Origin of the sequence: Paenibacillus arenilitoris, from assembly GCF_014705655.1 — a bacterium.
Taxonomy (GTDB): Bacteria; Bacillota; Bacilli; order Paenibacillales; family Paenibacillaceae; genus Pristimantibacillus; species Pristimantibacillus arenilitoris.
The window spans coordinates 213,501-240,140 of record NZ_JACXIY010000010.1; the positions used below are offsets into that span (position 1 = coordinate 213,501).

Below are 26,640 nucleotides of genomic sequence, written 5' to 3' on the forward strand. Positions count from 1 at the left end.
GCGTATGAGCATCAAACCTGGCCGGTTAGACCGGATTATTTTGACTGGCAACTACATTCTGCTGACGCTCGCCGTTCTGCTTGTGGCAATCCCGTTAATCTATGTCGTCGTCGCTTCGTTCATGGAGCCGACGGCGCTCTTGAACAAGGGCTTATCCTGGAAGCTGTCCGACTACAGCGTCGAAGGCTATAAGCTCATTCTGTCCAACGACGCCATGCTCCGGGGCTTCGTGAACGCCATGCTCTACTCCGCGGCCTTCGCGCTCGTGACTGTGCTCGTGTCCGTCTTCGCGGGCTACCCGCTTGCCGTGGACGGCTTCGTCGGCCACAAATTTTTTATGACGCTGTTCCTTATCACGATGTTTTTCGGCGGCGGATTAATCCCGACTTACCTGGTCGTCAAAGATCTCGGCATGCTCGATACGCCATGGGCCGTCATCCTGCCCGGAGCCTTGAATGTCTGGAATATCATTCTTGCCCGGACGTTCTTCAAAGGCATTCCGAAGGAATTGAACGAGGCTGCCCGGGTAGACGGCGCAACGGACGCGCTTATTTTCCTCAAAATCGTGCTGCCGCTGTCCAAGCCGATAATCTTCGTGCTCGCCTTATACGCTTTCGTCGGGCAGTGGAACTCTTATTTCGACGCCATGATTTATTTGGAAAATGCGAAGCTGCATCCGCTGCAGCTGGTGCTGCGGTCGATCCTGATCCAGAACCAGGTAACCCCGGGCATGATCGCGGACCAGCTTGCCATGGCGGAGCTGAAGCGCTTGTCCGAAATTATCAAGTATGCGTCCATCGTCATTTCGAGCCTTCCGCTCATCGTGATGTACCCGTTCTTCCAGAAATATTTCGAAAAAGGTGTCATGGTCGGTTCCATCAAGTAAGGAGCTTGGCTGGCATAGATGAGGTTGTCCAAACAAAAGAGGAGGGTTCAATTTGAACAAAGCAAAGAAATCGGCCTTGTATCTGTCGATGGCCACAGTCTTGGCCGTTACGGGCTGCAGCGGAAATTCAGGCGCAAAGGAAGGCGGGTCCGGAGGGGAGGCGGACGGAAAGACGACGCTGCAATTTATGACGCAAAGCTCCCCGCTCGCGCCGGCGGATCCGAACGAAAAGCTCGTATTTCAGCGTATGGAAGAAAAAACCGGCATCCATATCGAATGGAAAAACTATACGAACGACGTGTTTGCCGAGAAACGGAATTTGGCGCTGGCGACCGGCGAGCTTCCGGACGCGATCTTCGACGCGGGGCTCGGCGATTACGACTTGCTTAAGCTGGCCAAGGACGGAACCATTATCCCGCTTGAAGATATCATCGAGAATCATATGCCTAATTTCAAAAAGGTGCTGGACCAGGCGCCCGAGTACCGGTCGATGATTACGGCCCCGGACGGCCATATTTATTCGCTGCCGTGGATCGAGGAGCTTGGCGCGGACAAGGAAAGCATCCACTCCGTCAACAATATCCCTTGGATTAACGTCGAGTGGCTGAACAAGCTCGGCCTCGACATGCCGACGACGACGGCGGAGCTGAAGGACGTGCTGCTCGCCTTCAAATCGGAGGATCCGAACGGCAACGGCAAAGCGGATGAAATTCCGCTGTCCTTCATTAATTCCAACGGCGGCAACGAGGACGCCGGCTTCCTGTTCGGCTCGTTCGGCCCGGGCTACAACTGGGATTTGACGCTGGTCGGCGACGACGGCAAGGTGGGCTTCGCCGCCATGGGCGACGGCTTCAAGGAAGGCGTCCGCTACCTGCACGAATTGTACAAGGAAGGCTTGATCGACAGCGAGTTCATTACGCAGGATTGGAATACGTTCATCGCCAAAGGGAAGGAAGACGTGTACGGCCTGTATTTTACGTGGGACAAGGCGAACGTGACCGGCATGAACGACCGGTTCGAGCCGATGCCGGCGCTAGCGGGGCCGGGCGGGAGCAAGAACGTGGCCAGATCGAACGGCATGGGGCTCGACCGTGGCCGGATGGTCGTGACGAAGGACAACAAAAACCTCGAAGCGACCGCCAAATGGATGGATCAGCTTTACGATCCGCTGCAATCGGTGCAGAACAACTGGGGTACTTACGGCGACGACAAGCAGCAGAACATCTTCGAATTCGACGAGGCCGCGCAAATGCTGAAGCATCTGCCGCTCGAAGGAACCGCGCCTGCCGAATTGAGGCAGAAAACGAGCGTCGGCGGACCGCTGGCGATATTGGACGAATATTACGGCCAAGTGACGACGAAGCCGGACGATGCGGCATGGCGGCTCGATATTTTGAAGAACGTGTACGTGCCGGATATGAAGGCGCAGCATATTTATCCGAAGGTGTTCTTCTCCCTGGAGGAGCTGGACCGGCTGTCCACGATCGAGACCGACCTGTTCGCCTACGTGCTGCAGAAGCGGACGGAATGGATTCAAGGCGGGAAGATCGACGCCGAATGGGACGGTTACTTGAAGGAGCTGGACCGCTTGGGCTTGCAGGAATGGCTGGCCATCAAGCAAGCGGGCTACGACAGAAACTAAAAGCAAATAAGCAGGGCAGACAAGCGGCGGAGCGCGGACTCGCGAAGCAAGGGCCATGCTCCGGCCGCAACTTGATTAGGGAGTGGTAGAAATGCTGGATTATAGAGAAAAGTATCGCCCGCAGTTTCATTTTTCGCCGCCGTCCAAGTGGATGAACGATCCGAACGGCATGGTGTATTTCGAAGGGGAATATCATTTGTTCTATCAGCATCACCCGGACGGCACGACGTGGGGACCGATGCATTGGGGACACGCAGTCAGCAAGGACCTCGTGCACTGGGAGCATTGCGGCATCGCCTTAAAGCCGGACGAACACGGCGACATCTTCTCGGGCAGCGCCGTCGTCGATTGGCATGATACGACCGTTTTTTTCTCCGGCAAGCCGGGGCTCGTCGCCATCTTCACCCACTCCGACCACGAACCGGAAACGAACAAGCTGAGGCAGCGCCAAAGCCTTGCCTACAGCGCGGACAAAGGGCGCACATGGACGATGTACGAGGGCAATCCGGTGCTGTGCAGCGAGCTGCTGACCGATTTCCGCGATCCGAAAGTATTCTGGCACGAGGCGGGGCATCGCTGGGTCATGGTGCTCGCCGCGGGAGACCGCGTTCAGTTCTATACATCGGCGGATTTGAAGGATTGGAGCTACGCAAGCGAATTCGGGGCGGCCGAAGGATCTCATGCCGGCGTATGGGAATGTCCCGACTTGTTCGAGCTCCCGGTGGACGGCGATGACGGCCGGACCAAGTGGGTATTGATCGTCAGCATCGGCGACGACCCGGCGTACAAGGAAGGCTCGCGGACGCAATATTTCGTCGGGGAATTCGACGGAGACGCTTTCGTGAGCGACGCTTCCCCCGATACGGTATTATGGCTTGATCACGGCCGGGACAATTACGCCGGCGTCACGTGGTCGGACGCGGAACGGGAGGACGGCGGCAAGCTGTTCACCGGCTGGATGAGCAATTGGAAATACGCGAACGTCACGCCGACGGTAAGCTGGCGAGGCGCGATGACGCTGCCGCGCGTATTGCGGCTGAAGAGCAGCCCGTCCGGCATCCGCCTGACGCAGGAGCCGGCGACCGAGCTCGGCCGGCTTCGCGGGCAGGCGCAAAGCTGGACGGAGGCGGCCGTTCGCCCGGGCGTCAATCTGCTGGCGGGCGTCGGCGGCGACCGGTATGAGCTCGAATGCGAAATCGAGCTCGGCGAGGCGCGCGAGGTCGGCTTTAAGCTTCGGAAGTCCGAGCGGGAGGAGACCGTCGTCGGCTACGACGCGGCGGAGGGCCAGCTGTTCGTCGACCGCCGCAATGCCGGGGAGCACGCGTTCCACGAGGCGTTCGCCTGCAAGCACGGCGCCAGCTGCGAGCTTAACGGAGGCCGGCTGAAGCTGCGGCTGTTCGTCGATCATTCCTCTATCGAAGTGTTCGCCGGCGACGGCGATATCGTTCTGACGAATCAAATTTTTCCCGATCCGGCCAGCACGGGCATCGAGCTGTATGCCGTCGGCGGAGAAGCGAAGCTCGTCTCGCTCACGCTTCATCCGCTCGATTCGATCAATTCGGCCGTAGGCGTATGACGGGATGGCAAAACTTCGCATAGGAGGAGAGGACGCGACATGTTGATAGGAGCGATCGAAGGCGGGGGGACCAAGTTCGTGTGCGGCATCGGCACGGAAGACGGGAAGATGCTCGAGCGCGTCTCGATTCCGACGAGCAGCCCCGAAGCCACGCTTGACGAGGCGATGGCTTTCTTCGAAGGCAAAGGGATCGGGGCAATCGGGATCGGCACCTTCGGTCCGATCGTCGTCGATCCGCGCAGCCCGGACTACGGATCGGTAGCCGCCACGCCGAAGCCCGGCTGGAGCGGGTATCGGATCATCGATCATGTGAAGCTGCGCTTCGACGTCCCCGTCGGCTTCGACACGGACGTGAACGCCGCGGCGCTCGGCGAAGCGACGTGGGGAGCGGCGGCCGGTCTCGGCAGCTGCCTCTACATGACGGTCGGCACCGGGATCGGCGCCGGAGCGGTCTCGGCCGGGAGGCTCGTGCGCGGGCTTACCCATCCGGAGATGGGTCATATCACGGTACGCAGGCATCCCGAGGACCGGTTCGCGGGGAGCTGCCCGTTCCACGGCGACTGCTTCGAAGGGCTTGCGTCAGGTCCCGCGATCGAGCGGCGCTGGGGAATGAAGGCGTCGGAGCTGGCCCTCGATCACCCCGCATGGGAAATGGAAAGCGATTATATCGCGCAGGCGCTCATCCAGTACATTCTGATTCTGTCCCCGGAGAAAATCATGCTCGGCGGCGGCGTCATGAATCAATCGCATTTGTTTCCGACGATCCGCGATAAGGTGCGCGCCAGGCTGAACGGGTATGTCGAGCATCCCGCCCTTGCGGCGGACATCGATTCCTACATCGTGCCGCCCGCCCTCGGCGGCAGCGCCGGCTTGTCCGGGGCGCTGGCTTTGGCGGTGCAAGCCGCAAGCAGTCCGCTTGCAAAGGGACGGTGATGCCCGGTGTCCATCGAAGCGATCATCCATGAAATCCCGCAGCTAAGCCAGGATTTCGTAAGCATCGAACGGTTAAGCGGCGGGCTGTGCAATGAAACGTATAAAGTTCGCACCAAGCATGATGCGTATGTGCTGCGCGTGAACGGCAAGCAGAACGAATATTTGAATTTGACGCGCCGCTCCGAAGTCGAAGTTATGAAGAAGGCGAGCCGAATCGGCATGAGTCCTTCCGTTATCGCGGGCGATCAGCCGGAGCGGTACGTCGTCACGGCATTCGTCGAAGGACGGATGCCCGTGCAGGAAGACCTGCGGGATCCGGCGATAAGAGTGAAGATCATGGAGCGCCTGAAACAAATCCACCGGATGGAGGGAAACGGTCGGCAGTGCTCCCCTTATCAGTTGATTGACGGGTACCTGCGAGGGGCAGAACGGCTGCGGGTGAAGCATCCGGCCGGTCTCGGCCGCTTTCTGCGGCTGGCCGAGGAGATCGCGCACCGGCGCGGCGGCGACAAGGCGTATAACGGCAGGTTCTGCCACAACGATTCCTTCCTGTGCAACATGATCTATACCGGCAGCGACCTGCAAGTTATTGACTGGGAGCTATCGGGCCGCGGGGACGTTTTTTTCGATTTGGCCATTATCCCCTTCTCCAGCCGGTTTGCCGAAGCGGAGGAGAAAGCGTGGCTGAAGCTGTATTTCGGCCATTACGAAGACGAGCAATATGCGATCCTTCAAGATATGAAGATGATGAACATGCTCCGGGAGGTTGCATGGGGACTGCTGTACAGCGGCTTGAACAAGGCTTCCGGGGCGCATGATTTCGATTATTACACGCATGCGGAATACGCGCTGGAACGGCTGGAGCAAGGACTGTATTTTTTATAGGACGGACATGAACGCCAATAACCGCGACGCGAACAAGGATTGAACGCGCCGCGGTTATCGGCGTTTGGTCAGATTGCCGCTTTGGCATCCGGCAGGCCGCTTTTTTGCCCTCTTATCGACAAGGCGAAACATACAAGCAGAATGAGGCAGGCGAGCGTATACGGGTAGTTGATGTCCACATCGAATAAAAATCCGGCCACGACAGGCCCGGCAATGTTGCCGAGACTGGTGAAAGCCGAGTTAAGGCCGGCAACGTAGCCTTGCTGATCCTTGGCGACCATCGACATTTGCGTGCCGATGGCCGGGCGCAAAATATCGATCGCCAGAAAGACGATAAAGGTGACGGCGAAGATCATCCAATATTTGTGAACGAACAGCGTCAGGAAAATAAACAAGCCGGCAAAGAGCAAGCAGACCGAGATGACGCGTTTCTCGCCGAAGCGCTTCAAAATCCAGCTGAAGGCCGTAACCTGGACGACGGCGCCGGCGATCGAGCCGAACGTAATGATAAAGGCAATGTCTCGGGGCTCGAATCCGAACTTATGATCGACGAAAAGTCCGAATACCGTTTCGAAGTTGGCCAGTCCGAAGGACATGACGAATACGATGATCAAGCTTAAAAAATAAGGCTCCCTGTACGCGTACCTCAGCTGGGTCAGAAGTCCGCTCCGCCGCTTCGGCGGGGGCTCGGAACCCGCCGAAGCCTCTTCGGCCTGCCGGGATTCCGGAAGGATAAACAAGTTGACGCAAGCCGCGGCGACTCCCGCTATGGCTGCGGCATAGAAAGGAACGCGAATTCCGAATTCGGCGATGTATCCGCCAATGCCGGGCCCGATAATGAAGCCGGTCGTAATCGCCGCGTTAATATAGCCCATCCCCGCGGCCCGCTGCTCCTTGGTCGTAATGTCCGCGGCGTAAGCCATGACGGCGGGCATGATCATCGCGGCGCTGACGCCCCCGAGCAGCCTGGAGACGAACAGCAGGGCGGGCGAGCTGGCGAGTCCGAACAGTCCTTCCGAGAAGGCGAACACGAACATGCCGATAATAATCATTCGTTTCCTGCCGAACGAATCGGCCAATCGGCCGGCCAGCGGCGAGAACAGCAGCTGCGTCAAGGAGAAGGCCGCAACGAGAAGCCCGATCATGCCCCCCGTAATGCCGAGGCTTTCCATGAACTTCGGCATAATCGGGATGACGAGCCCGATCCCCGTAAAGACGAGAAAAAGATTAAACATCAGGATGAGCAGCGCTCCCCGATTTTTTAAAAATAACGACATTGCTGATTCCTCCAGTTGCCATAATAATACTGAATTTTCATTCTAGATTAATGCAAAAAAAAGGAGCTAGCGGGTCGTCTTCGCAATGCCGTGCAAAAACACGTCGATCGCGAGCCGATAAGCCGCCAGCGCTTCCCCTCGTTCCATTCTTCGCGCATGCCCGTTCAATCCGACCATCAGACTGTCCAAAATAACGGCGAGCCCGGTTACGTCGGCGATTTCGAATTCGCCGTTATCGATCCCCTTCTGGAGCAGCCGCCGATTAAAGTCGATATACCCGCTCAGCATCTCGTTAATGCGCTCCTCCACGTCCGTAGGCTGCCCGGGATCGTTGAAAAACTCGTCGACGGCTCTGGTCAGCGGATGGTTCAGTTGATCGAGCGCCAAATGCTCGGCCAAGCCGTATAATTTATCGACCGTGGTCGGATAAAGCGGCTCCTTGGCCAGCCAATTGTCCTCCCATTCTTTATTCCAATCGTCGATCAAATGCAGGAACAGCCCTTCCTTGCTCTTGAAATGATAATAAATGTTGCCGGGGCTGCAGCCGGTCGCCTTCACGATATCCTCGATCGAGGTGGCTTTGTAGCCTTTTTGCCCGAATAAAGCTTTGGACGCGTCGGCGATCTTCTTCTTCGTCTGCTCGGTTTGCTGCTTCTTCTTGTTCACACGGGTCTCACCTCGAACACTGAACATTTATTCAGTATTGTATACGATCGAAGCCGGATTTGCAATCTGCATGATGGAATCCGATTCGAGTGGCCGGGGGAAAGGGGTGCTCAAGTTTGGCTTCAACGATGGTCAGCTGCGAGAGGGCGATGCTAATTTAAAAAAATGAAACGAAATGGCTCAAATCCCCACTCACGCCTGAATTCGTTTCAATATTTGAAATTAAACAGCACCTTTCGCGCCACTCCTTTCGATGTAAGCCGGATTAGTATCAAAATGAAACTAAATGCCCGCTTAACCTGCTTCCTTCGCTTTTAGTGTCAGTTTTTGAAATTAAAAGAGAGGCTGCCTCAAATGTTCATAAAATGACCCGAGGAGACAGCCCTGTTTCTTGGCTCTGGATCTATAAAGAAGCATTCACCGGTTCTTCCGGTATTCCACCGGCGTGCAGCCAACCTCCTGCCTGAACAGCTTCGCGAAGTAGGAATAGTTGGTGTAGCCGGTCTTGCCCGCGATCGCGTTCACGGACAGCTGGGTCGTCTCGAGCAGATGCCTCGCGACCTTGATGCGGGCCTGGATGATATAGTTGCCGAGCGAAATGCCCGTCTCCTTCTTGAACAGCCGCGCCAAATAGTCCGGATTAAGGTAGACGATTTCCGCCAGGCTCGTTCGCGACAGCTCGTCGCCGCAATGGGTGCGGATGTGGTTTTTGATTTCGTCGACGACCGATTTCGGCTGCTCCGCGAAGCTGCGGTATTCCGTCGCGGTCGTGACCAAGTAACGGAGATAGCTCTCCATGTCCTCGATCGAATGGAGCGACTGCATGAACAGCTGGTCGTTCGTCCTCCCCGTGTACATTTTGTGCGCCAATATTTCCTTGCTCTTCAGGTAGGCATACACGAGCTGGACCATGTCGAGCCGGAACAGGCTGAGGACCGAGGCGTTCAGCATCCGGCTGCGCGAAATATGGCGCAGGTAGCGGCCCGTCTCCTCCAGGAAGGCGTCCGGGTTGTTCTGCTCCAGCAGCCGCTCCAGCAGCGCCAAGTCGGGCGGCGAATACGCCGCTTCCGACTGGCGGTAATGCTCGAGCAGAAACGTCTGGTTGCGGTATTTGATAATTTTCTCGTTCAGCCCCAGCAGGTCCCGCATGACCTGGCTCACGTCCTCCAGCTTCCCCGTCGTGGCGACCATGCAGCAGGCGTCGCATTTCAAATAGTGGTTCGCGCGCTGAATGAACGTGGCGCAGCCGCTCTCTACGAGACGGGAATCGGGCCGCTCCTTCCATTTCAGCACCGCGACGAAGTTGAATTCCTTGATCTCCAGTATCGCTTCCGCCGTATACGCTTCGTCCTGGAACAGCTCGTGCAGCACGTTCAGCAGCGCGAAGTCGAACAGATCCTTATCCTTCTTCCCGAGACTCTCCTCGTAAGGGAAAATATGAAACAGCACCGGCAGCACCTCGTCGGCGAGGCCGTAGGAGAGATGCTGCTCCGCGATCAAATGGGCGATGTTGGCGGGGTTCGAATAGGCGCTTTTTCCCGTCATCAGCTTGCGCCAGAAGTGCTCCTGCACGTTTTTCCGGTTTTTCTGCCAGTAATAGCCCTCCTGCGCCGCCTTGGCCTGGTCCTGCTGCTCGCTTACTTTGGCGATCGCCTTCTGGATAATGAGCGTCAGCTTGTCGAACTCGATCGGCTTCAAGAAATAGTCGAAGCTTTGCAGCTCGATCGCCTTCTGCGCGTAGTTGAAATCGGCGTAATTGGTCAGGAAGATCGTCTGAATGCCGTCCTGCTCCTCCCGGATCCAAGCGAGCAGCTCGAGTCCGCTGCCCTGCGGCATCTCGATGTCGCAGATGAGGATTTCGATTGTGTGCCGCCCGAGCAGCTCCTGCGCCTGGGCGATATTGTAAGCGGTGTACACCTGATTGATCCCGAGCGCCGCCCAATCGATCTTCTTCTCAAGCGCCGCCACGACGAAATAATCGTCATCGACCAGCAGCACGTTCATATTGCGCCACTCCCTTCGGCTTGGTTAGGCGGAGGCTGCGGGAGCCGTATCGTGACGCGGGCGCCCCCGTCCTCGCCATTGGCAAACGCGATGTCCGCCTCGCGGCGGTACAAATGCTCCAGCCTCTTCACGGTGTTCATGATGCCGATCCGGTGCCCCTCCGATTGGTCGAGCGGCTCGCCGCCGGCCAGCTTCTCCAGTATATCGGCGGGAAATCCCGGTCCGGTGTCGGATATGCGGACGACGGCTGTCTCTCCACCGGCGTCCTCGGCTAGACCGACCTCCAGCCGGATGAGCACCGCGCTTACCCGCGATACGGCGTATTTCACCGCGTTCTCGACGAAGGTTTGCAGAACGAGCGGCGGAATTTTCAAATCGCCCGTTCCGTCCGCCCGCTCGATTTCGTAATCGAACGCGTCCCGGTAACGGTGCTTTTGAATTTCCAAATAAATGCGGACATGGTCGATCTCGTCGTCCAGCCGCACGAAATCCTGCCCGTTCTGGAACAGGTACCGGAAGTAATTCGACGTCGAAATGGCCATGCCCTGGATTTCCTCGAACATGTGCATCTGGGCCATGCTGTATATATTCGTCAAGCAATTGAGAAAGAAGTGGGGCTTGATTTGAAGCTTCATGTAATCGAGCTGGATTTTTTGCTTCTCGAGCTCGTGCTCGTAGCTGTCGATCTTGAAAATCCGGATTTGCTCGAGCAGGTTTTTGAACAGCTTGTTCGCGTATTCGAGCTCCACGATCCGGTTCATCTTCAGCTCCAGCGGCTTGTTGTCCTCGTTAAACTGCGTCAGGTTGTACGAGAAATTTTTGAGCGGCCTCAAGATCAAAATATTGAAATAGACCATGATGCCGCATACCGCGCAGGCCACGATAACGGCCAGCAGCATGATGAGCAGCTGGGCGATCATGATTTTTTCGAAATTGCCGAATTCGATATGCAGGTTGACGCCGAACGTCGCGTTCGAGAACTGACCGCTGACGTTGGTCTTGGACTGCGCAAACCCCGGAAGCCACCCCTTGCTCTCGGCTTTCTTCATAGCGGCTTCCTGGGCCGAGTTCGCGATCACCTCCCCGTTCGGATTGACCAGCGACACGAATCCGTTCTCGCCGAGATCGATCTGCCGCAGAGGCCCGATCAGGTTGTCCGCGGAGATGAGGCAGATCATGTAGCTGTCGTAATACGGAACGATATTAATAATGAAATATTTGTCGTTCAGCCGAATGGGCGTCCAATTCGAATAAAACTTTTCGAACAGGTCTATGTCCTGGACATAGGACATGATCTCGTTTTTGAGCGCCAAATAGTCCGGATAGATCAGGCTGATCGGCGAGGAGTTCAAAAAATAGTCCCGTTCCTTCAAATAAACGAAAAAATTGTATTCCTGCTCGTAATTTTTTTGCAGCTCGGAGAACCGTTTGTACAGCTCGTTGTTCGCCTTCAGAAATTCGGCGTCGACGGGCTCGTGCTTGTTCATGATTTTGACATTCGGATCGTTCGCGAGCGTCCAGCCCATATATTGATTGATGTTGGAGAAATCGAGATTGATCCGGTTAATGTACAGATTGGCCGTATCCTGCATATGCCTGGCGGTCTGCTGCTTCACGATCGATATCGCGGCGAAGCTGACGATGCAGTCGAGCGCGAGCACGCCAATCAAAATAACGAGCATGATTTTGACGTAGTGCCTGATCGGATACGATTTGTCCTTCGTTCGTTTCGCCATGGGTCTGCTCCCTGCTCCTTTCCTGCCGCATCTGCCGGTAAACCTTATTATAGAGCCAATCCGGGCCGTTAAGACATATAAGACGGACGCTTTTTCGGTCCAAAGTCCGAAAAGTGCGAGAAGAAGTCCGAAAACTGTCATCGGAGCCGGCCTCTTCGGTTGGCATCTCTCGCAAAGTCCGGATAAATGTCCGAATAACGGTCTGCGAAGGTCCGCCTGGCGGCGGCGGGCGAATCTATAATAAAGAGGCAGAAGAGAGCGACAACGAATGGGGGAATGATTTTGAAATCGAGCCAGTTAACCGTCGGCATGCGGCATTCGCTGGGCCGGATCGCGAGGAACCGGGGCTTGTACCTGCTGCTGCTGCCCGCGGTCGTCCTGCTCCTCCTCTTTTCCTACAAGCCGATGTACGGCGTGCTGATCGCCTTCAAGGATTACAGTCCGGCGCTCGGCATTATGGAAAGTCCGTGGGCGGGCTTCAAATACTTCGAGAAGTATTTCAACTCTTATCAATTCGACATTACGATCAAAAATACGCTGGTCATCAGCCTGTACAGCATCGTCACCTTCCCGATCCCGATCGCGCTGGCGCTCATGATCAACCAGATGCGCGTCAACCGGTTCAAGTCGTTGTTCCAAACGGTGACCTACATGCCGCATTTCATCTCGACCGTCGTCATGGTCGGCCTGCTCCTGATCCTGTTCTCGCCGGGCAACGGGCTGATCGGCAACCTGTTCCGCCTGTTCGGGGCGGAGGCGCCGAATTTGATGGGCTCGACCCAGTGGTTCAGCAGCATGTACGTCTGGACGGACGTCTGGCAGCATGCCGGCTGGGACAGCATCATCTATATCGCGGCGCTGTCCGCGGTCGACCCGAGCCTCTACGAAGCGGCCAAGGTGGACGGGGCGAGCCGCTGGCAGCGGATCCGCTACATCGATATGCCGATGCTGCTGCCGACGGCGATCACGCTGCTCATCCTGCGGGTCGGCGGACTGCTCGGCGTCGGATTCGAGAAGGTGTACCTCATGCAGAACAATCTGAACATCTCCGCCAGCGAGGTCATCGCGACCTACGTGTACAAGATCGGGATGCTGAGCAGCCAGTACAGCTTCTCCTCGGCCATCAACCTGTTCAATACGGTCATCAACTTCGTATTGCTGATTCTCGTCAACCAGATGGCCAAAAAATATAGCGAAAACAGCTTGTGGTAGCGGAAAGGAAGATTGCGATGAATAGGGTTGAAGCGGCGCCGCGCAAAGGGAGCAAGCGTTCCCTCGACGTTTTGGAAATCGTCGTTTACGCGGTTGCGGTACTGTTGCTGATTCTTATCATTTACCCGATCTATTTTATCGTGATGGCGTCGTTCAGCGATCCGGCCGCGGTCGCGAGCGGCAAAATGTGGTTTTTCCCCGTAGGCTTCACGCTTGCCGGGTACGAGGAGCTGCTGAAGCACGCGAACATTTGGATAGGCTACAGAAATACGATCCTGTATACGGCCGTCGGAACGGTCATCAGCCTGGCGGTCAACGTCTCGGCCGCCTACGCGCTGTCCCGGAAAGATCTTGCCGGCCGGCGGGTCATTACGCTGTTCTTTATCTTCACGATGTTCTTCAACGGGGGCCTCATTCCGACGTTCCTGACGATTCGCGACTTTCACCTGTACGATACGTTTCTCGTCATGGTGCTGCCGTTCTCGGTCGCCGTCTTCAATATTATCGTGGCGCGTACTTTTTTCCAGTCCAGCATTCCCGGCGACCTGTGGGAGGCGGCGCAGCTCGACGGCTGCGGCAATCTGCGCTATTATGTTCAAATCGTTCTGCCGCTGTCCAAGGCGGTCCTGTCGGTATTGGCGTTATGGACGGCGGTCGGCTACTGGAATTCGTATTTTAACGCGCTGATTTATTTGAAGGATCAGGATTTGTACCCGCTTCAGCTTATATTGCGGAACATCCTGATTACGAACCAGATGCAGTCGAGCATGGGCACCGGCGAAGCGGCGGTCATCGCCATGCGCCTGGCGAACCTGATGCGCTATTCGGTCATCATCGTCTCCACGCTGCCGATCATGTGCGTTTATCCCCTCGTGCAGAAGTACTTCAACCAGGGGGTGATGATCGGCGCCGTCAAATAACGCTTCGCAATCGCAAGTCCGCTGACAATACGAAGAGGGGGAACTTTCGAATGGCTATCATGTCAAATGCTATCGGAAAAAGATTGCTGGTTACAGGGGTTCTAAGCTTCACGATGCTGTTCAATCTGATCGGCTGCTCGGAGACGACCGAAGAAGCGCCGGCGGAGACCGGCTCCGGCTTCAACAAGGAAGGGCTGCCGATTACAAGCGAGCCGGTGACGCTGGACGTGCTGACCGTCCGCTGGGGCAATATGGGCGATACGTTCAAAGCGAATGCGTGGCTGCAGGAGCTGGAGAAATCGACCAACGTCAAAATCAATTGGCAGGTGATGTCCTCCAACGACTGGGGCGAGCAAAAATCGATCATGCTGGCCAGCGGCACGCTGCCCGACATTATTTTCGGCGACATCGTGTTCTCGGATTCCGATATCGTCAATAACTTATCCTATTTCCGCCCGCTCGACGACCTGATCGACGAGTACATGCCGAACTTGAAAGCCGCTCTGGAGGAAACGCCGGAAATGCGGAAGATCAGCACGTTCCCGGACGGCAAAATGTATTCCTTGCCCGCACGGCTTCCGTCGCGTCCGACGACGACGATGCAGCCGGTCATCAACAAAGCATGGCTGGACCGCCTTGGTCTTGAAATTCCCGATAACATCGACGATCTGTACAGCGTGTTCAAGGCGTTCAAGGAGCGGGATCCGAACCGGAACGGCATCGCGGACGAAATTCCGTTCAGCGGCTCGGTCGACATCAGCATGGACTTCCTGAACCCGTTCGGCATTACGGACCTGAACAACAACAGCATGATGCTGAAGGACGACACGCCGGTGTTCTTCCCGGCCACGAACGAATACAAGGAAGCGATCAAATGGACGCATAAGCTGTATTCCGAAGGCTTGATCGACCAGGAGCTGTTCACGCAGGACAACACGATGTCCACCGCGAAGCAGCAAAATCCGGACGCCGCCATCATCGGCTTCTCCAATCAATGGATTCCGGACGCCGTATTCGGCAAGTGGAAGGACGAATACGCGACGATTCCGCCGATTGCCGGCCTCGACGGCAAACGGTATCAAACCGGCGATCCGGTCGGCCTGAGCTTGAGACGGAACGAGCTGCTGATTACGACATCCAGCGAGCATCCGGAAATCGCCGCGCGCTGGGCGGATCAATTTTACACGAACGAAGCGAGCATCCAGAACTTCTGGGGCGCGATCGGCACGGTCATCGAGAAGCGGGACGACGGCACGTACGCCCTTATGTCGCCTCCGGAAGGAACGGGCGCGGACGCCTGGTACTGGGAGCAATCGGTCCGCGATTTCGGTCCGAAGTACGTCAGCCCGGATTTTGAGAAAAACATCATCCTCGACGAGACGACGGGCGACGGCCTGAAGCTGGTCATCGACAAGCTCGGCAGCGAGCATGTCACGACGCCGTTCCCGAACGTCATGTACAGCGCCGAGGAGTTCCAGGAGCTGCCGACGCTGACGACGGACATCGACAGCTTCGTGAAGACGACGCGCGCCCAGTGGATCACGAAGGGCAACGTCGATGAAGAATGGGACGGTTACATCAAGCAGCTGAACGCGATGGGGCTCGAGAGACTCGTCGAGATCCGGACGGAAGCGTACAAGCGGTATACGAACGTCGAATAATGAACAACTGCGAAGGAGCACTCAGGCAATGATTAAGGTAACGGTATGGAACGAGAACCGCCATGAGCGGAACAACCCGGCGGTCGGCGCGATCTACCCGGACGGCATTCACGGCGCGATCGCCGGATTTCTGGCGGAGGCCGGGTTCGAGGCGGGCACGGCTACGCTGGATGAGCCGGAGCACGGCTTGACGGAGGACGTCCTGAACCGGACGGACGTCCTCGTCTGGTGGGGGCATCTCGCGCATCATGAAGTCGAGGATGCGATCGTCCTGCGGGTATACGAGCGCGTGCTGAAGGGCATGGGTCTGATCGTGCTGCACTCGGGCCACGCGTCGAAAATTTTCGCGAAGCTGCTCGGCACGCCGACGGGCCAGCTGAAGTGGCACGAAGCGGACGAGAAGGAGCGGATATGGGTCGTCGATCCGGCCCATCCGATCGCCTCGGGGCTTGGCGAGTACATCGAGCTCCCGCAGGAGGAGATGTACGGGGAGCATTTCAATATTCCCGCGCCCGACCAGCTCGTCTTCGTCTCCTGGTTCGAAGGCGGCGAGGTGTTCCGCAGCGGCGTCACGTACCACCGGGGGCAAGGGAAAATTTTCTACTTCCGCCCGGGACACGAGACGTATCCGACTTATTACAACAAAGAGGTTCAGCGGGTTATCGCGAACGGCGTCCGCTGGGCGGCGCCGAGCCGTACGGCCGAACCGGCCTACGGCAACGCGGCTCCGCTCGAGCCGATCGGGGCGAAGAGGGGGAGCGGACGATGAGCAAATTCCGGATCGGACTGATCGGCCTCGGCGGCATGGCCGGCGAGCACATCCGCTGGATGAACGAGAATGGGCGCTTCGACGTCGTCGCCGTGAGCGACGTGTCCGAGAATGCTTTGGCCGCTGCAGGCGATCGGCTTGGCATCGCGGCGGGCAAGCGCTATGCCGACTTTGCCGGACTCATCGAAGATCCGGACGTGGAGGCGGTCATCTCGGTTACGCCCAACAACGTCCACGCGGCGATTATCCGGGCCTGCCTGCAGGCGCGCAAGCCGTTCATGGCCGAGAAGCCGTTCACCCTCGATTTCGAGGAAGCGGCCGGGCTGCTGGAATTATACGAGAATCGGCCGGTTCCGGCGATGATGGCTTTCACGTACCGCTACACGCCGGCGTACCGCTTCGCGAGGGAGCTCGTGCGGGAAGGGAAGATCGGCGACGTCCGCAGCTTCTCGATCCAGTATTTGCAGGGCTGGGGCGCGGCGCCGAACGACGTCCCGTATATTTGGCGGTTCGACAAAGCGGTGACCGGCACGGGAACGCTGGGCGACCTGGGCTCGCACATGATCGATATGGCGCGCTTCCTCTTCGGCGAATTCGAGGAGCTGTCGGCGCAGCTGCACACGATCATTCCGAAGCGCAAGGACCCCGCGACCGGGGAGCCGGTTACCGTCGAGGTCGACGATTTCGCCAGCTTCCAGGCGCGGATGGCGGACGGCGCGATGGGCGTCTTCCAGACGACGCGCAACGCCGTCGGTTCGGGCAACCAGCATGAAGCTTCGATTTACGGAGACACCGGCACGATCCACGCGTCGACGTTAAATCCGGACCGGCTGATCTGGATCCGCGAAGAGGCGCCCGGCCAGTTCGTCCGATCGGAGATCGACGTGCCGCAGCGCTGCAGGGTGAAGCAGTATGAGGATTTCGCGGCCTTGCTCGAAGGCGGCTCGCCGGACGGGCTGGCCGGGTTCATGGACGGCTACCGCAACCAGCAAGTGCTGGACGCCGTCGTCCGGGCAAGCGAAGCCAAGACTTCTGTTCGTTTATAATGATGTCGTTGATTAATGCCCGGTATGTCCGATCGTCGGATGTGCCGGGCTTTTTTTCAACTATAAGGATGTATTGGTTTCTCTATACTGGGTTTATATTTCAATGCGAAACGTGTGCTGTCCCGCCATAGGACGGCACAGAACAGAGCTGCGTGAATGCACAGCTAACGGTTCGTGCGGAGCGACAGCCGTTAACGCTTGGGCGAATGCGGCTTGCGTGCGATTATGATGGAAGGATAGGACCATCGGCTGCAGTCGCCGTATAGGATAGCGGGCGTAATTTCAAAAACTGAAACTATTTTCGTTTAAGTGGCCTTCCGCGGACGTTTAGTCGCAAAAATTGAAACTAGACCGCCTCATTCCGTCATTTGCGTCTGGTCATCCGGCGTTTAGGTTCAATATTTGAAATGATTACCTCTTTGAGGGCGGGCCCAAAGCGATTAATTTCGGTTTTTGAGACTAGGGGTGTCTCCCGAATGCTCCTCTTGGGTCGCTAGCTCGAATGGAGCTGGCTTTCACACGGACACAGTCTGCTGCGACAGCCGCTAATGGCAAAGCGGCCCTGAGACGCTCCGGTTCCTTGATCGGTCAAGGTTTTCCTTATTGCGCAAAAAACAATTTGACTTTTACACCGGGGGGGTATATTTTTTAAGAAGCAAAACCGAAAGGAGGCGGACGTCAATGAGCGAACATACGGATAGGCACGAAGCGGCCGCTCATGCGGATGCCGCATGCTGCGGGACGGAGGAAACGGGGAGAAAGAGCCATCACTCGGAGAAGGATAAGAGCAGCCTGATCAAGCGACTTAACCGGATCGAGGGGCAAATCCGCGGCGTGAAGGGCATGATCGAGAAGGATACGTACTGCGACGACGTGCTTAATCAGATCGCATCCGTCCAGTCCGCCCTGAACGGCGTCGGCAAGCTCCTGCTCGAGCACCATATGCGAAGCTGCGTGGTGGAACGGCTGCAGGAAGGGGACACCGACGTACTGACGGAACTGATGACGACGATGAATAAATTAATCAAATAAGGGCAAGTCTAAGAAACAACGGGAGGGCAGCGGCGATGCTGCCCTTTTTTGTCGTTTACCCATACGGTACGGGGGTATCCTAAAAAGTTGTTGACTCTATATAGGGGGTAGGGGTATAATTAGGTCACAAGGTTGAGCCATGCGATCAACCAATCGATCATAAGGAGTAGATGAATCATGAACCATATAACGCTGCAAGTGAAAGGCATGAGCTGCGGGCATTGCGTGAACGCGATCGAGGGCGCGCTTCGGGAGATCGGCGCGGAAGGCAAGGTCGATCTGGCGAGCGGCACGGTGGACGTTACTTACGAGCCCGCGCAAGTGAGCATAGAAGCCGTGAAGGAAGCGATCGAGGAGCAAGGCTACGACGTCGCGTAAACGGCGGCTTAAAGGAGTGAGCGGCAGTGGAAACGAGCGCAACGAACGAGAACAAGCAAGTGACCCTTCAAATTTCGGGCATGACCTGCGCCGCGTGCGCGAACCGGATCGAGAAGGGATTGAATAAGGTGGAGGGCGTCTACGCCGCGAACGTCAACTTCGCGCTGGAGAAGGCCAGCATCACGTACGATTCGAAGGTTGTCGGTATCGGCAAGCTGGAGGAGAGCATCGAGAAGCTCGGCTACGGCACGTCGAAGGAGACGGCCGATTTTCAAATCGAGGGCATGACCTGCGCGGCTTGCGCGAGCCGGATCGAGAAAGGGCTAGGCAAGCTGCCCGGCGTGACGGGCGCATCGGTCAATCTGGCGATGGAGACGGCGCGCGTGCACTATTCCCCGGGCGAAGTGACCGTTCAGGATATGGAAAACAAGGTTCGGCAGCTGGGCTATAAAGCGATTGCGAAGTCGGAAGGCGAGAAGGGCGGCGACCATCGGGAGAAGGAAATCCGGCATCAGAAGCGGGTGCTGCTGCTATCGGCGCTGCTGTCCCTTCCGCTGCTTTGGAGCATGGTCTCGCATTTCGCGTTCACATCGTGGATCTACGCCCCGGAGCTGTTCATGAATCCGTGGTTCCAGCTCTTGCTGGCCACGCCCGTCCAGTTTTACGTCGGCAGGCATTTCTACGCCGGCGCGTACAAGGCGCTTCGGGGCGGCAGCGCCAACATGGACGTCCTCGTATCGCTCGGGACGTCGGCCGCGTACTTTTACAGCTTATATCTTACGCTCGAATGGTTCTCGCAGGGCGCCCCCGCGCATCACGGTCCGTCCCTGTATTACGAGACGAGCGCGGTGCTCATTACGCTTGTCGTCATGGGCAAGCTGTTCGAGTCGCTCGCCAAGGGACGCACGTCGGAAGCGATCAAATCGCTCATGGGCTTGCAGGCCAGAACGGCGCTCATCGTCCGCGACGGCGGGGAGCTGTCCGTCCCGGTGGAGGAAGTCGTCCCAGGCGACGTCGTGCTCGTGAAGCCGGGCGAGAAAATTCCGGTCGACGGAGAGGTGCTCGAAGGCGCATCGTCGGTCGACGAGTCGATGCTGACGGGCGAGAGCATTCCCGTCGGGAAGAAGCCGGGCGATGCCGTCATCGGCGCGACGATCAACAAGAACGGCATGCTTCGCGTCAAGGCGACGAAGGTCGGCAAGGAGACGGCGCTTGCGCAGATCATTAAAGTCGTGGAGAAAGCGCAAGGGTCGAAAGCGCCGATCCAGCGGGTCGCGGATGTCATCTCCGGCATTTTCGTGCCGATCGTCGTCGGGATCGCCATTGCCGCCTTCGCGGTCTGGTTCTTGTTCGTGACGCCGGGCGACTTCGCCGAAGCGCTGGAGAAAGCGATCGCGATACTGGTCATCGCTTGCCCTTGCGCCCTCGGGCTGGCGACGCCGACCTCCATCATGGCCGGCTCCGGCCGGGCCGCCGAGCTCGGCGTCTTGTTCAAGGGCGGCGAACATCTGGAGACGACGCATAAGATCGACGCGGTCATTCTCGATAAGACGGGCACGGTGACGAAGGGCAAGCCGGAATTGACCGACGTGCTGACGGAAGGCGACGAAGAGGCGTTCCTAAGGCTAGTGGGCGCCGCGGAGAAAAACTCGGAGCATCCGCTGGCGGAAGCGATCGCGGCGGGCGTTCGGGCGAGAGGCATTCCGCTTCCGGAGACGGAAGCGTTCGAAGCGATTCCCGGCTTCGGCATCAGGGCGGTCGCGGAAGGCAAGGACCTGCTGATCGGCACGCGCCGGCTAATGGAGAAGTTCGGCGTGGACGCCGGCGCGGCCTACGAGGCGATGGCCCGGCTTGAAGAAGCCGGCAAGACGGCCATGCTTGTCGCAATCGATAACCGGTACGCGGGGATCGTAGCCGTCGCGGATACGGTCAAGGAGACGTCGAAGGCGGCGATCGGCCGGCTGAAGGAAATGGGCATCCAGGTTATTATGATCACGGGCGACAACGAACGGACGGCCAAAGCGATCGCGGACCAAGTCGGCATCGAGCATGTGCTGGCGGAAGTTCTTCCGGAAGGCAAGGCGGAGGAAGTGAAGAAGCTGCAGGCCGCCGGCAAGAAGGTCGCCATGGTCGGCGACGGCATTAACGACGCGCCGGCGCTCGCTACGGCGGACGTCGGGATGGCGATCGGCACGGGCACCGACGTGGCGATGGAGGCGGCCGACGTGACGCTCATGCGCGGCGACCTGTCGAGCATTCCGGACGCCATCTATATGAGCCGCAAGACGATGCGCAATATTAAGCAAAATTTGTTCTGGGCGCTCGGTTATAACACGCTCGGCATACCAATCGCGGCGATCGGTCTGCTCGCCCCGTGGGTCGCGGGCGCCGCGATGGCGCTCAGCTCGGTATCCGTCGTGCTGAACGCCCTTCGCCTGCAGCGGGTCAACGTACGACACAAATAGGGTTCAAGGAAAGGAATGGGCAATTCGGATGAAGAACAATAAATGGCTCCCGCTCGTCTCGCTTCTGCTGATCGTCGGCCTGTTGGCCGCCTGCGGCCGGGCTTCGGAAAGAAATAACGAGCCGGCAGCCGGGCATGAAGGGCACGGCGGGCAAGCCGCGAATAACGGCGATGGCGCCGGAAGCGCCGGAGGCGGCGGACACGGCGATCATGGCGGCGGTACGCAGGAAACGGGCGGCAAGGCAAGCGGCGGCGTAAATGCGACCTTCGGCTTCGTCTCCGGCGCTGCGAAGGCGAACGAGGAATCGGAATTAACGATTCGAATTACCGGAGAGGACGGCGAGCCGATCAACGATTTCGAGGTCAGTCATGAGAAGCTGCTTCATCTGATCGTCGTGAACCACGATTTGTCGTTCTTTAACCACATTCATCCCGATTACGTGGGAGAGGGCAAGTTTACGGTGAAAACTTCCTTTCCGGCGGGCGGGGCGTACAAGGTTTTCGCCGATTTTATCCCGTCCGGCGGCAGCAGCGAAACGATTAGCGAGTGGATCGACGTGGAAGGCGAGGAAGGGAAGCATGCCGCTATTGCGCCCGACGCGAAGCTGGTGAAGGAGGCCGGCGGCAAGGAGATCGAGCTCGCCATGAGCGGCGCGAAGCCGGGCGAAGAGACGAAGCTGACCTTCACGATTCGCGACGCGGCGACGAAGGAAGGCATCGACGACCTGGAGCCTTACCTCGGGGCCGTAGGCCACGTCGTCATCCTGTCGGACGACGCGGAGAGCTATCTCCATGTCCATCCGCTGGACGAGGCCGCGACGGGGCCGACCGCGGAATTCGCGACGGCGTTCCCGCGCGGCGGCGTCTATAAGATTTGGGGACAATTCCAGCATGAAGGAGAAGTGATCACCGTGCCGTTCGTCGTCGAAGTGAAATCCTAGGTCTCCCCATTGAACGAGAATGCTCCAACCCGACCTGATGGACCTTACTTCTGCTTGACGATTACAATTCCAACGGCAATAACGCCTAGTCCCGCCCAAGTTTTCCAGGTGGGAATTTCCTTCATGAACCAGTATCCCATCCATACGGAGATCAGAACTTCCATACATTTCGCGATGATTAGAACATACCCTAGTTGAGGGATGGCTTTTAAGCCGAATTTCACCCCATATCCGATGCACAAGTTAGCGGCTAAAAAGATAGGCAGCATCATGAGTTGAAATTTGAGCGTGGACCAAAAATGGGGATCGATATGTTTGCTTTGATAAGAAAAAATGATATTGATGCAGGCCAATCCGGCGAACATGAGTGCAAAGCTGTATATGTAAAACATAGCATCCTCCTCGGCGAAACGGTTGGCTTTAATGTTTCACGAAGCCAACAATTTTATCCGAGTGCAGGATGAACAAGCCTATGTATGGCCGGATCTTATTGACGGAGAAAGGAGCGAGGACTGACTCCGACGATCAACGAGGATCCGCCGGAGTCAGCCTTTTCCTTCGTGCATGCTACAGCTGGCAGGAGCCGGGATAGCCGTCGGTTTCGGCGGCTTCCTCAGGATCCTTGAGGTTTTTGTCCTGCGGCATTTCCGCTACGATTTTCGGTTGATCGGCGGCCGCTTCCGCGCCTGCCCCCGTCCCCTTGACCGTTTGCTCGTTTTCCATCCGAATCATGCCTCCTTTCGCGGGTGAATGGCGAACGGCTATAACCTTCCCGCATAAATCGCCCGGCACTCAGGTAAACTATGGCGGGTAGGATTGGAGGGAGATGGCAGCGATGGCCGAAAAAAGTATTTTGGCGTTCTTCAATAGTCCCGAGCAAGCGGAAGAGGCGCTTAAGCAGCTCAAATCGCTGCGGATCGTCGATACGTCGCTTACCCGATTTGACGGGTATACGGGCGACGGGAGCGACCATATCATGAATCCGATGACCGGCAATTTCGAGGATCTCGGCTACTTGACGCTAGGCGGGGATTTCATTGACCGCAATGCCGGCATTCTGGCCGCGGCCAGCGTCAGCGCAAGCGGGATGAGCGCGGGCGGGCCGGATAACCGGGTTACGGGGCGGGACATTTTGCTCACCGTCGTCATTAAGGAAGAGGACCATGAGCGGGCGATGCGGATCGTGCGCGATGCGGGCGCTTTGGTGTAACGCCAACGTCAAAAAAAAGGAAACGCGGGATTCTGGTTGCGGAGCGCGTTTCCTTTTTTGTCATCAACTGACCTCGCTGGGCGGTTTGATCAGAAAAAAGACGAGTCCGAGCGCAAGCAGCGACAGCGCGGACACGGTAATGAACACGACCCGATCCGACTTGTCCATCAACCAGCCGAACAAGGGGGGACCGGCCGCCACGCCGAGAAACCGCAAGCTGTTGTACAGCGACGTGATCATGCCCCGCTCGCTCTTCTGGACCGCGCCGGTAATCATCGTGTTCAGGCAGGGCAGAAGGAGCCCGGTGCCGATGCTGCTGACCGTCAGCAAGCCGATGAACACATAAAGGTTTTGAAAGAAGAAGATCGTCGCGCCGAGCGAGACGGTCATCGCGGCGAGGCCGATGTTCATGAGCCGGCGGATCAAGACGCCGTTTTTTTTGATCAGGCTGCCCGTCGTGTAGGACGTGATCACTTGGCCGAGCAGCGGGATGGCGAGCACGAGCGCCTTCCTCACGCCGTCGATCGAATAAGGCGCTTCTTCGAGAATGTTGGACAAATAAAACAGGACGCCGAACAAAATAAACAGGCCGAGCGAGCCCGCGAAAAACGAAGTGACCAGCCAGCTGCCCTTCTGCTTGAACAGCTCCTTGATCTTCCCGATATACTGCCCCAGTCCCTGCTTCCGTCCGCGCTCCGGCTCCTTGATCAGGAAGATGACGGCAAGCAGCGACAAGGCGCAAAAGGCGGGAAACGCGAAGAAGGAAGCGTACCAGGCGATTAGCGCCAGCAGCGAGCCGATGATCGGACTGAGCACCTTGCCCGTTCCGTTCGACGCTTCCGTCAAGCCGAGCGCCTTGCTCTCCGTCCCGCCTTCGTACAAATCGCCGACGAGCGCCATGGCGACCGGCGCGGTACCGGCGGCAGCCAAGCCTTGAATCGCCCTGGACGCGATGATGACGGCGTACGAGCCCCAGATCGCGCCGAAGCCCGCCAGAAGCCCGCCGCCTCCGTATACGATCAAGGCCGGAATGATGACGCCCTTGCGTCCGAACCGGTCCGACAAATAGCCGATGACCGGGATGAACAGCCCGGCGACGAGAGAGAAGATCGTTATGACCAGACTGCTTTGAAACTTGTTGATCCCAAGCTCCCTCTGCATATCGGGAAGGACCGGCACGAGCATCGAATTGCCGAATACGAGCACCATCGGAATGGAGGCCAGCGCCGTAAATTCCCAAAGCCGTCCCTTGGAACCGCCGCCGCTTTGCTTCGCTTTATCCGATTCGATTTCCTGAAATGCCGGCGCATCGATTTCGCTTTCGAATACGATGCTAAGCTTACGCGATTTGGTCTTCTCCATGTATTATACGGGCTCCCCTGATTTCAATAAGAATGTCGTTTTGTGCTCCATTCATTATTTGCACGGAGCCCGTTTCGTATCCCGTCCATAATTCGGACGATTATGGGCAAAATAGGTTGCGGAAGTCCAACTTAACCTTGCGATAAGAGGTGCGAAGCATTGCCGTATGCGACGATAAACGGAACAGAGTTATATTACGAGTCTAGCGGTTCGGGCACGCCGATCGTCTTCATTCATCCCCCGCTGCTCACGAGCGCCAATTTCAAATACCAGCAGGCGCAGCTTTCCTCCGGCTGCCGGGTCGTCACGTTCGATATCCGGGGCCACGGCAGAAGCCGTCCGTCGGAAGCTCCCGTTACGTACGAGCTGATCGTGAAGGATTTGAAGCAGCTATTGAACCATCTGGGCATCGAAAAGGCATTCGTGGCCGGTTATTCGACGGGCGGGTCCATCGCGCTTGAAGCGCTGCTGACGTATCCGGCGCTCTTCGCGGGAGGCATCCTCATCAGCGCGATGTCCGAGGCGAGCGACTTCGTCCTTCGAAACCGGATCCGCATCGCGATCGGCTTGTCGGGCTGGAAGCCGGCGATCGGCCTGCTTCGGCTGGGCATTACTTGGGGAAATGCCGACAGCCGGGCAACATTCCGAAATCTATTGAACGATTCGAAGAGCGGCAATAAGCGGAATATTAGGCAATATTACAAGTACAGCCTGCAATATCGCTGCACGGAGCGGCTGCCCGAGATCGCCGCGCCTGTCCTGCTGCTCTATGGCGACAAGGACTGGGGCTTTAAGCGTTACAAAAAAATACTTCGGCAAGGCCTTCCGAACAGCAAGCTGGTCATCTTCCGGACGGTCAAGCATCAATTGCCGACGAAGGCCGCGGACGGATTAAACGAGGCGATAAGCCGTTTTGTCGCGGAGGTTGCGAAGGAGAACCGGAAGGCGGCGGACGAGGCTGCCGGCATCATGGAAGTCATTCAGGAAGCGTACGTCGTCGATCCGGAATTCCATGAAGAACGGCCGCATCATTAGCGAGCCGGCTTACCAACCGTCGAACGCTGAACGCAACAACCGCGCTTCTCGTGTGAGAGGCGCGGTTCTATTGAAAACTAATTGCCGGGCAGTCGGATGCCGCGCCAGCCGCTTACCCCGCATTGGCCATATTCATTATCACCCGCAGCAACCACCGTGCCATCCGATTTAAGCCCTACGGTATGGGCGCAACCTGCCGCAATCGCCACCATATCGCGCCAGTCGCTTACCTTACATTGGCCGTACTTATTCCAACCCGCAGCCGCCACGGTACCGTCCGATTTAAGGCCAATGGTATGATAACTGCCCGCCGCTATCGCCACAACGCCGCGCCAGCCGCTTACCTCGCATTGGTCATCTTTATTCAAACCCGCAGCCGTCACCGTGCCGTCCGATTTAAGGCCGATGGTATGAAGGTATCCCGCGGCTACCGCCACGATGTCGCACCAGTCGCTTACCAAGCATTGGCGATAACGATTATTGCCAACAGCCGTCACCGTTCCGTCCGATTTAAGTCCGACGGTATGCCAATCACCCGCCGCAACCTCCACCATATCGCGCCAGCCGCTAACCTTGCATTCGCCTTCCTTATTTCGGCCCACTGCCGCCACCGTGCCATCCGATTTAAGCCCGACAGTACGACACCAACCCGCCGCAACCGCCACCATCTCGCGCCAGCCGGTTACCTCGCATTGGCCATGCTTATTCCACCCTGCAGCGGCCACCGTGCCGTCCGATTTAAGCCCGATCGTATGAGCATTGCCCGTGTTCGTCGCCATATGTACATTACCGGCCGCGACCGCCACGACATCACGCCAGCCGCTTACCTCGCATTGGCCATATTTATTATCGCCAACAGCCGTCACCGTTCCGTCAGATCTAAGCCCAACGGTATGACGGCGACCCGCCGCTATGGCAGGTTTAGGGCGCGGTTTCCCCTTTAACATCGCTTCTTTCGGTGAAAGGTTATCCATGTCTTACCTCCTCTTCCCTTCATACAATTTG

At 57.5% G+C, this 26,640-nt stretch carries 24 protein-coding genes; 16 read left to right on the forward strand and 8 right to left on the reverse strand.

Annotated elements, in window-relative coordinates:
* The first annotated feature begins 4 nt into the window (after window positions 1-4).
* The 5 genes from IDH41_RS08425 to IDH41_RS08445 all read left to right on the forward strand — a co-directional run bounded on the left by IDH41_RS08425 (window position 5) and on the right by IDH41_RS08445 (window position 5,922).
* Window positions 5-886 carry a carbohydrate ABC transporter permease gene (locus IDH41_RS08425; RefSeq protein ID WP_190859997.1) on the forward strand — a complete coding sequence of 294 codons (882 nt, stop codon included), beginning with the start codon at window positions 5-7 and terminating at the stop codon, window positions 884-886.
* A gap of 88 nt (window positions 887-974) precedes the next feature.
* Window positions 975-2,528: an ABC transporter substrate-binding protein gene (locus tag IDH41_RS08430; protein WP_190860169.1), complete on the forward strand. Its 1,554-nt coding sequence runs from the start codon at window positions 975-977 to the stop codon at window positions 2,526-2,528.
* 91 nt (window positions 2,529-2,619) lie between these two features.
* A complete protein-coding gene (locus IDH41_RS08435) occupies window positions 2,620-4,104 on the forward strand; it encodes a glycoside hydrolase family 32 protein (protein WP_190859999.1) in 1,485 nt (494 codons plus the stop codon).
* 39 nt (window positions 4,105-4,143) lie between these two features.
* Window positions 4,144-5,037, forward strand: coding sequence for an ROK family protein (locus tag IDH41_RS08440; RefSeq protein WP_317890707.1), 894 nt, complete (start codon window positions 4,144-4,146; stop codon window positions 5,035-5,037).
* Between the two features lie 6 nt (window positions 5,038-5,043).
* The gene (locus IDH41_RS08445; RefSeq protein ID WP_190860001.1) at window positions 5,044-5,922 is read left to right on the forward strand and encodes a phosphotransferase; all 879 of its coding nucleotides are present in this window, start codon (window positions 5,044-5,046) and stop codon (window positions 5,920-5,922) included.
* A 68-nt stretch (window positions 5,923-5,990) separates the two neighbouring features.
* Here the strand turns inward: IDH41_RS08445 and IDH41_RS08450 are convergent, their stop codons facing one another.
* The 4 genes from IDH41_RS08450 to IDH41_RS08465 all read right to left on the reverse strand — a co-directional run bounded on the left by IDH41_RS08450 (window position 5,991) and on the right by IDH41_RS08465 (window position 11,605).
* Window positions 5,991-7,199, reverse strand: a complete 1,209-nt coding sequence (locus IDH41_RS08450) for an MFS transporter (RefSeq protein ID WP_190860003.1) — start codon at window positions 7,197-7,199, stop codon at window positions 5,991-5,993.
* A 66-nt stretch (window positions 7,200-7,265) separates the two neighbouring features.
* Window positions 7,266-7,865, reverse strand: coding sequence for a TetR/AcrR family transcriptional regulator (locus IDH41_RS08455; RefSeq protein ID WP_190860005.1), 600 nt, complete (start codon window positions 7,863-7,865; stop codon window positions 7,266-7,268).
* 417 nt (window positions 7,866-8,282) lie between these two features.
* Window positions 8,283-9,869 (reverse strand): response regulator, encoded by a 1,587-nt coding sequence (locus tag IDH41_RS08460; protein ID WP_190860007.1) that lies wholly within the window; start codon window positions 9,867-9,869, stop codon window positions 8,283-8,285.
* The gene (locus tag IDH41_RS08465) at window positions 9,866-11,605 is read right to left on the reverse strand and encodes a sensor histidine kinase (protein WP_190860009.1); all 1,740 of its coding nucleotides are present in this window, start codon (window positions 11,603-11,605) and stop codon (window positions 9,866-9,868) included. The genes IDH41_RS08460 and IDH41_RS08465 overlap by 4 nt, the downstream gene beginning before the upstream one ends.
* Before the next feature lie 276 nt (window positions 11,606-11,881).
* On the opposite strand from IDH41_RS08465, the gene IDH41_RS08470 reads away from it, so the two are divergent.
* The 9 genes from IDH41_RS08470 to IDH41_RS08510 all read left to right on the forward strand — a co-directional run bounded on the left by IDH41_RS08470 (window position 11,882) and on the right by IDH41_RS08510 (window position 22,028).
* Complete coding sequence (locus IDH41_RS08470; RefSeq protein WP_397327646.1) at window positions 11,882-12,817, forward strand: ABC transporter permease; 936 nt, start codon at window positions 11,882-11,884, stop codon at window positions 12,815-12,817.
* A gap of 17 nt (window positions 12,818-12,834) precedes the next feature.
* Window positions 12,835-13,737, forward strand: coding sequence for a carbohydrate ABC transporter permease (locus IDH41_RS08475; RefSeq protein ID WP_190860010.1), 903 nt, complete (start codon window positions 12,835-12,837; stop codon window positions 13,735-13,737).
* 59 nt (window positions 13,738-13,796) lie between these two features.
* The gene (locus IDH41_RS08480; RefSeq protein WP_223829576.1) at window positions 13,797-15,398 is read left to right on the forward strand and encodes an extracellular solute-binding protein; all 1,602 of its coding nucleotides are present in this window, start codon (window positions 13,797-13,799) and stop codon (window positions 15,396-15,398) included.
* Between the two features lie 28 nt (window positions 15,399-15,426).
* Window positions 15,427-16,167 carry a ThuA domain-containing protein gene (locus IDH41_RS08485; protein ID WP_190860012.1) on the forward strand — a complete coding sequence of 247 codons (741 nt, stop codon included), beginning with the start codon at window positions 15,427-15,429 and terminating at the stop codon, window positions 16,165-16,167.
* Complete coding sequence (locus IDH41_RS08490; RefSeq protein ID WP_190860015.1) at window positions 16,164-17,213, forward strand: Gfo/Idh/MocA family protein; 1,050 nt, start codon at window positions 16,164-16,166, stop codon at window positions 17,211-17,213. The genes IDH41_RS08485 and IDH41_RS08490 overlap by 4 nt, the downstream gene beginning before the upstream one ends.
* A 681-nt stretch (window positions 17,214-17,894) precedes the next feature.
* Entirely contained in the window at window positions 17,895-18,245 is a 351-nt protein-coding gene (locus tag IDH41_RS08495; RefSeq protein ID WP_190860017.1) for a metal-sensitive transcriptional regulator, read from the forward strand.
* A gap of 177 nt (window positions 18,246-18,422) precedes the next feature.
* Window positions 18,423-18,623: a copper ion binding protein gene (locus IDH41_RS08500; protein ID WP_190860019.1), complete on the forward strand. Its 201-nt coding sequence runs from the start codon at window positions 18,423-18,425 to the stop codon at window positions 18,621-18,623.
* Window positions 18,624-18,649: 26 nt separating this feature from the next.
* Entirely contained in the window at window positions 18,650-21,088 is a 2,439-nt protein-coding gene (locus IDH41_RS08505; protein ID WP_190860021.1) for a heavy metal translocating P-type ATPase, read from the forward strand.
* Between the two features lie 28 nt (window positions 21,089-21,116).
* Window positions 21,117-22,028, forward strand: coding sequence for a hypothetical protein (locus IDH41_RS08510; protein WP_190860023.1), 912 nt, complete (start codon window positions 21,117-21,119; stop codon window positions 22,026-22,028).
* A 44-nt stretch (window positions 22,029-22,072) separates the two neighbouring features.
* On the opposite strand, the gene IDH41_RS08515 is transcribed toward IDH41_RS08510, so the two are convergent.
* Together IDH41_RS08515 and IDH41_RS08520 are read right to left on the reverse strand one after the other, a co-directional pair.
* Entirely contained in the window at window positions 22,073-22,420 is a 348-nt protein-coding gene (locus tag IDH41_RS08515; RefSeq protein WP_190860025.1) for a hypothetical protein, read from the reverse strand.
* Window positions 22,421-22,595: 175 nt separating this feature from the next.
* Window positions 22,596-22,751: a hypothetical protein gene (locus IDH41_RS08520; protein ID WP_190860027.1), complete on the reverse strand. Its 156-nt coding sequence runs from the start codon at window positions 22,749-22,751 to the stop codon at window positions 22,596-22,598.
* A gap of 112 nt (window positions 22,752-22,863) precedes the next feature.
* Here IDH41_RS08520 and IDH41_RS08525 point away from each other — a divergent pair, with 112 nt between their 5' ends.
* Entirely contained in the window at window positions 22,864-23,238 is a 375-nt protein-coding gene (locus IDH41_RS08525; RefSeq protein WP_190860029.1) for a hypothetical protein, read from the forward strand.
* A gap of 63 nt (window positions 23,239-23,301) precedes the next feature.
* Here IDH41_RS08525 and IDH41_RS08530 read toward each other — a convergent pair whose 3' ends face one another.
* Window positions 23,302-24,600 carry an MFS transporter gene (locus IDH41_RS08530; RefSeq protein WP_190860031.1) on the reverse strand — a complete coding sequence of 433 codons (1,299 nt, stop codon included), beginning with the start codon at window positions 24,598-24,600 and terminating at the stop codon, window positions 23,302-23,304.
* Window positions 24,601-24,759: 159 nt separating this feature from the next.
* On the opposite strand from IDH41_RS08530, the gene IDH41_RS08535 reads away from it, so the two are divergent.
* Window positions 24,760-25,635: an alpha/beta fold hydrolase gene (locus IDH41_RS08535; protein WP_190860033.1), complete on the forward strand. Its 876-nt coding sequence runs from the start codon at window positions 24,760-24,762 to the stop codon at window positions 25,633-25,635.
* A gap of 77 nt (window positions 25,636-25,712) precedes the next feature.
* Here the strand turns inward: IDH41_RS08535 and IDH41_RS08540 are convergent, their stop codons facing one another.
* Window positions 25,713-26,609, reverse strand: coding sequence for an RCC1 domain-containing protein (locus IDH41_RS08540; protein ID WP_190860034.1), 897 nt, complete (start codon window positions 26,607-26,609; stop codon window positions 25,713-25,715).
* Between the last annotated feature and the right edge of the window lie 31 nt (window positions 26,610-26,640).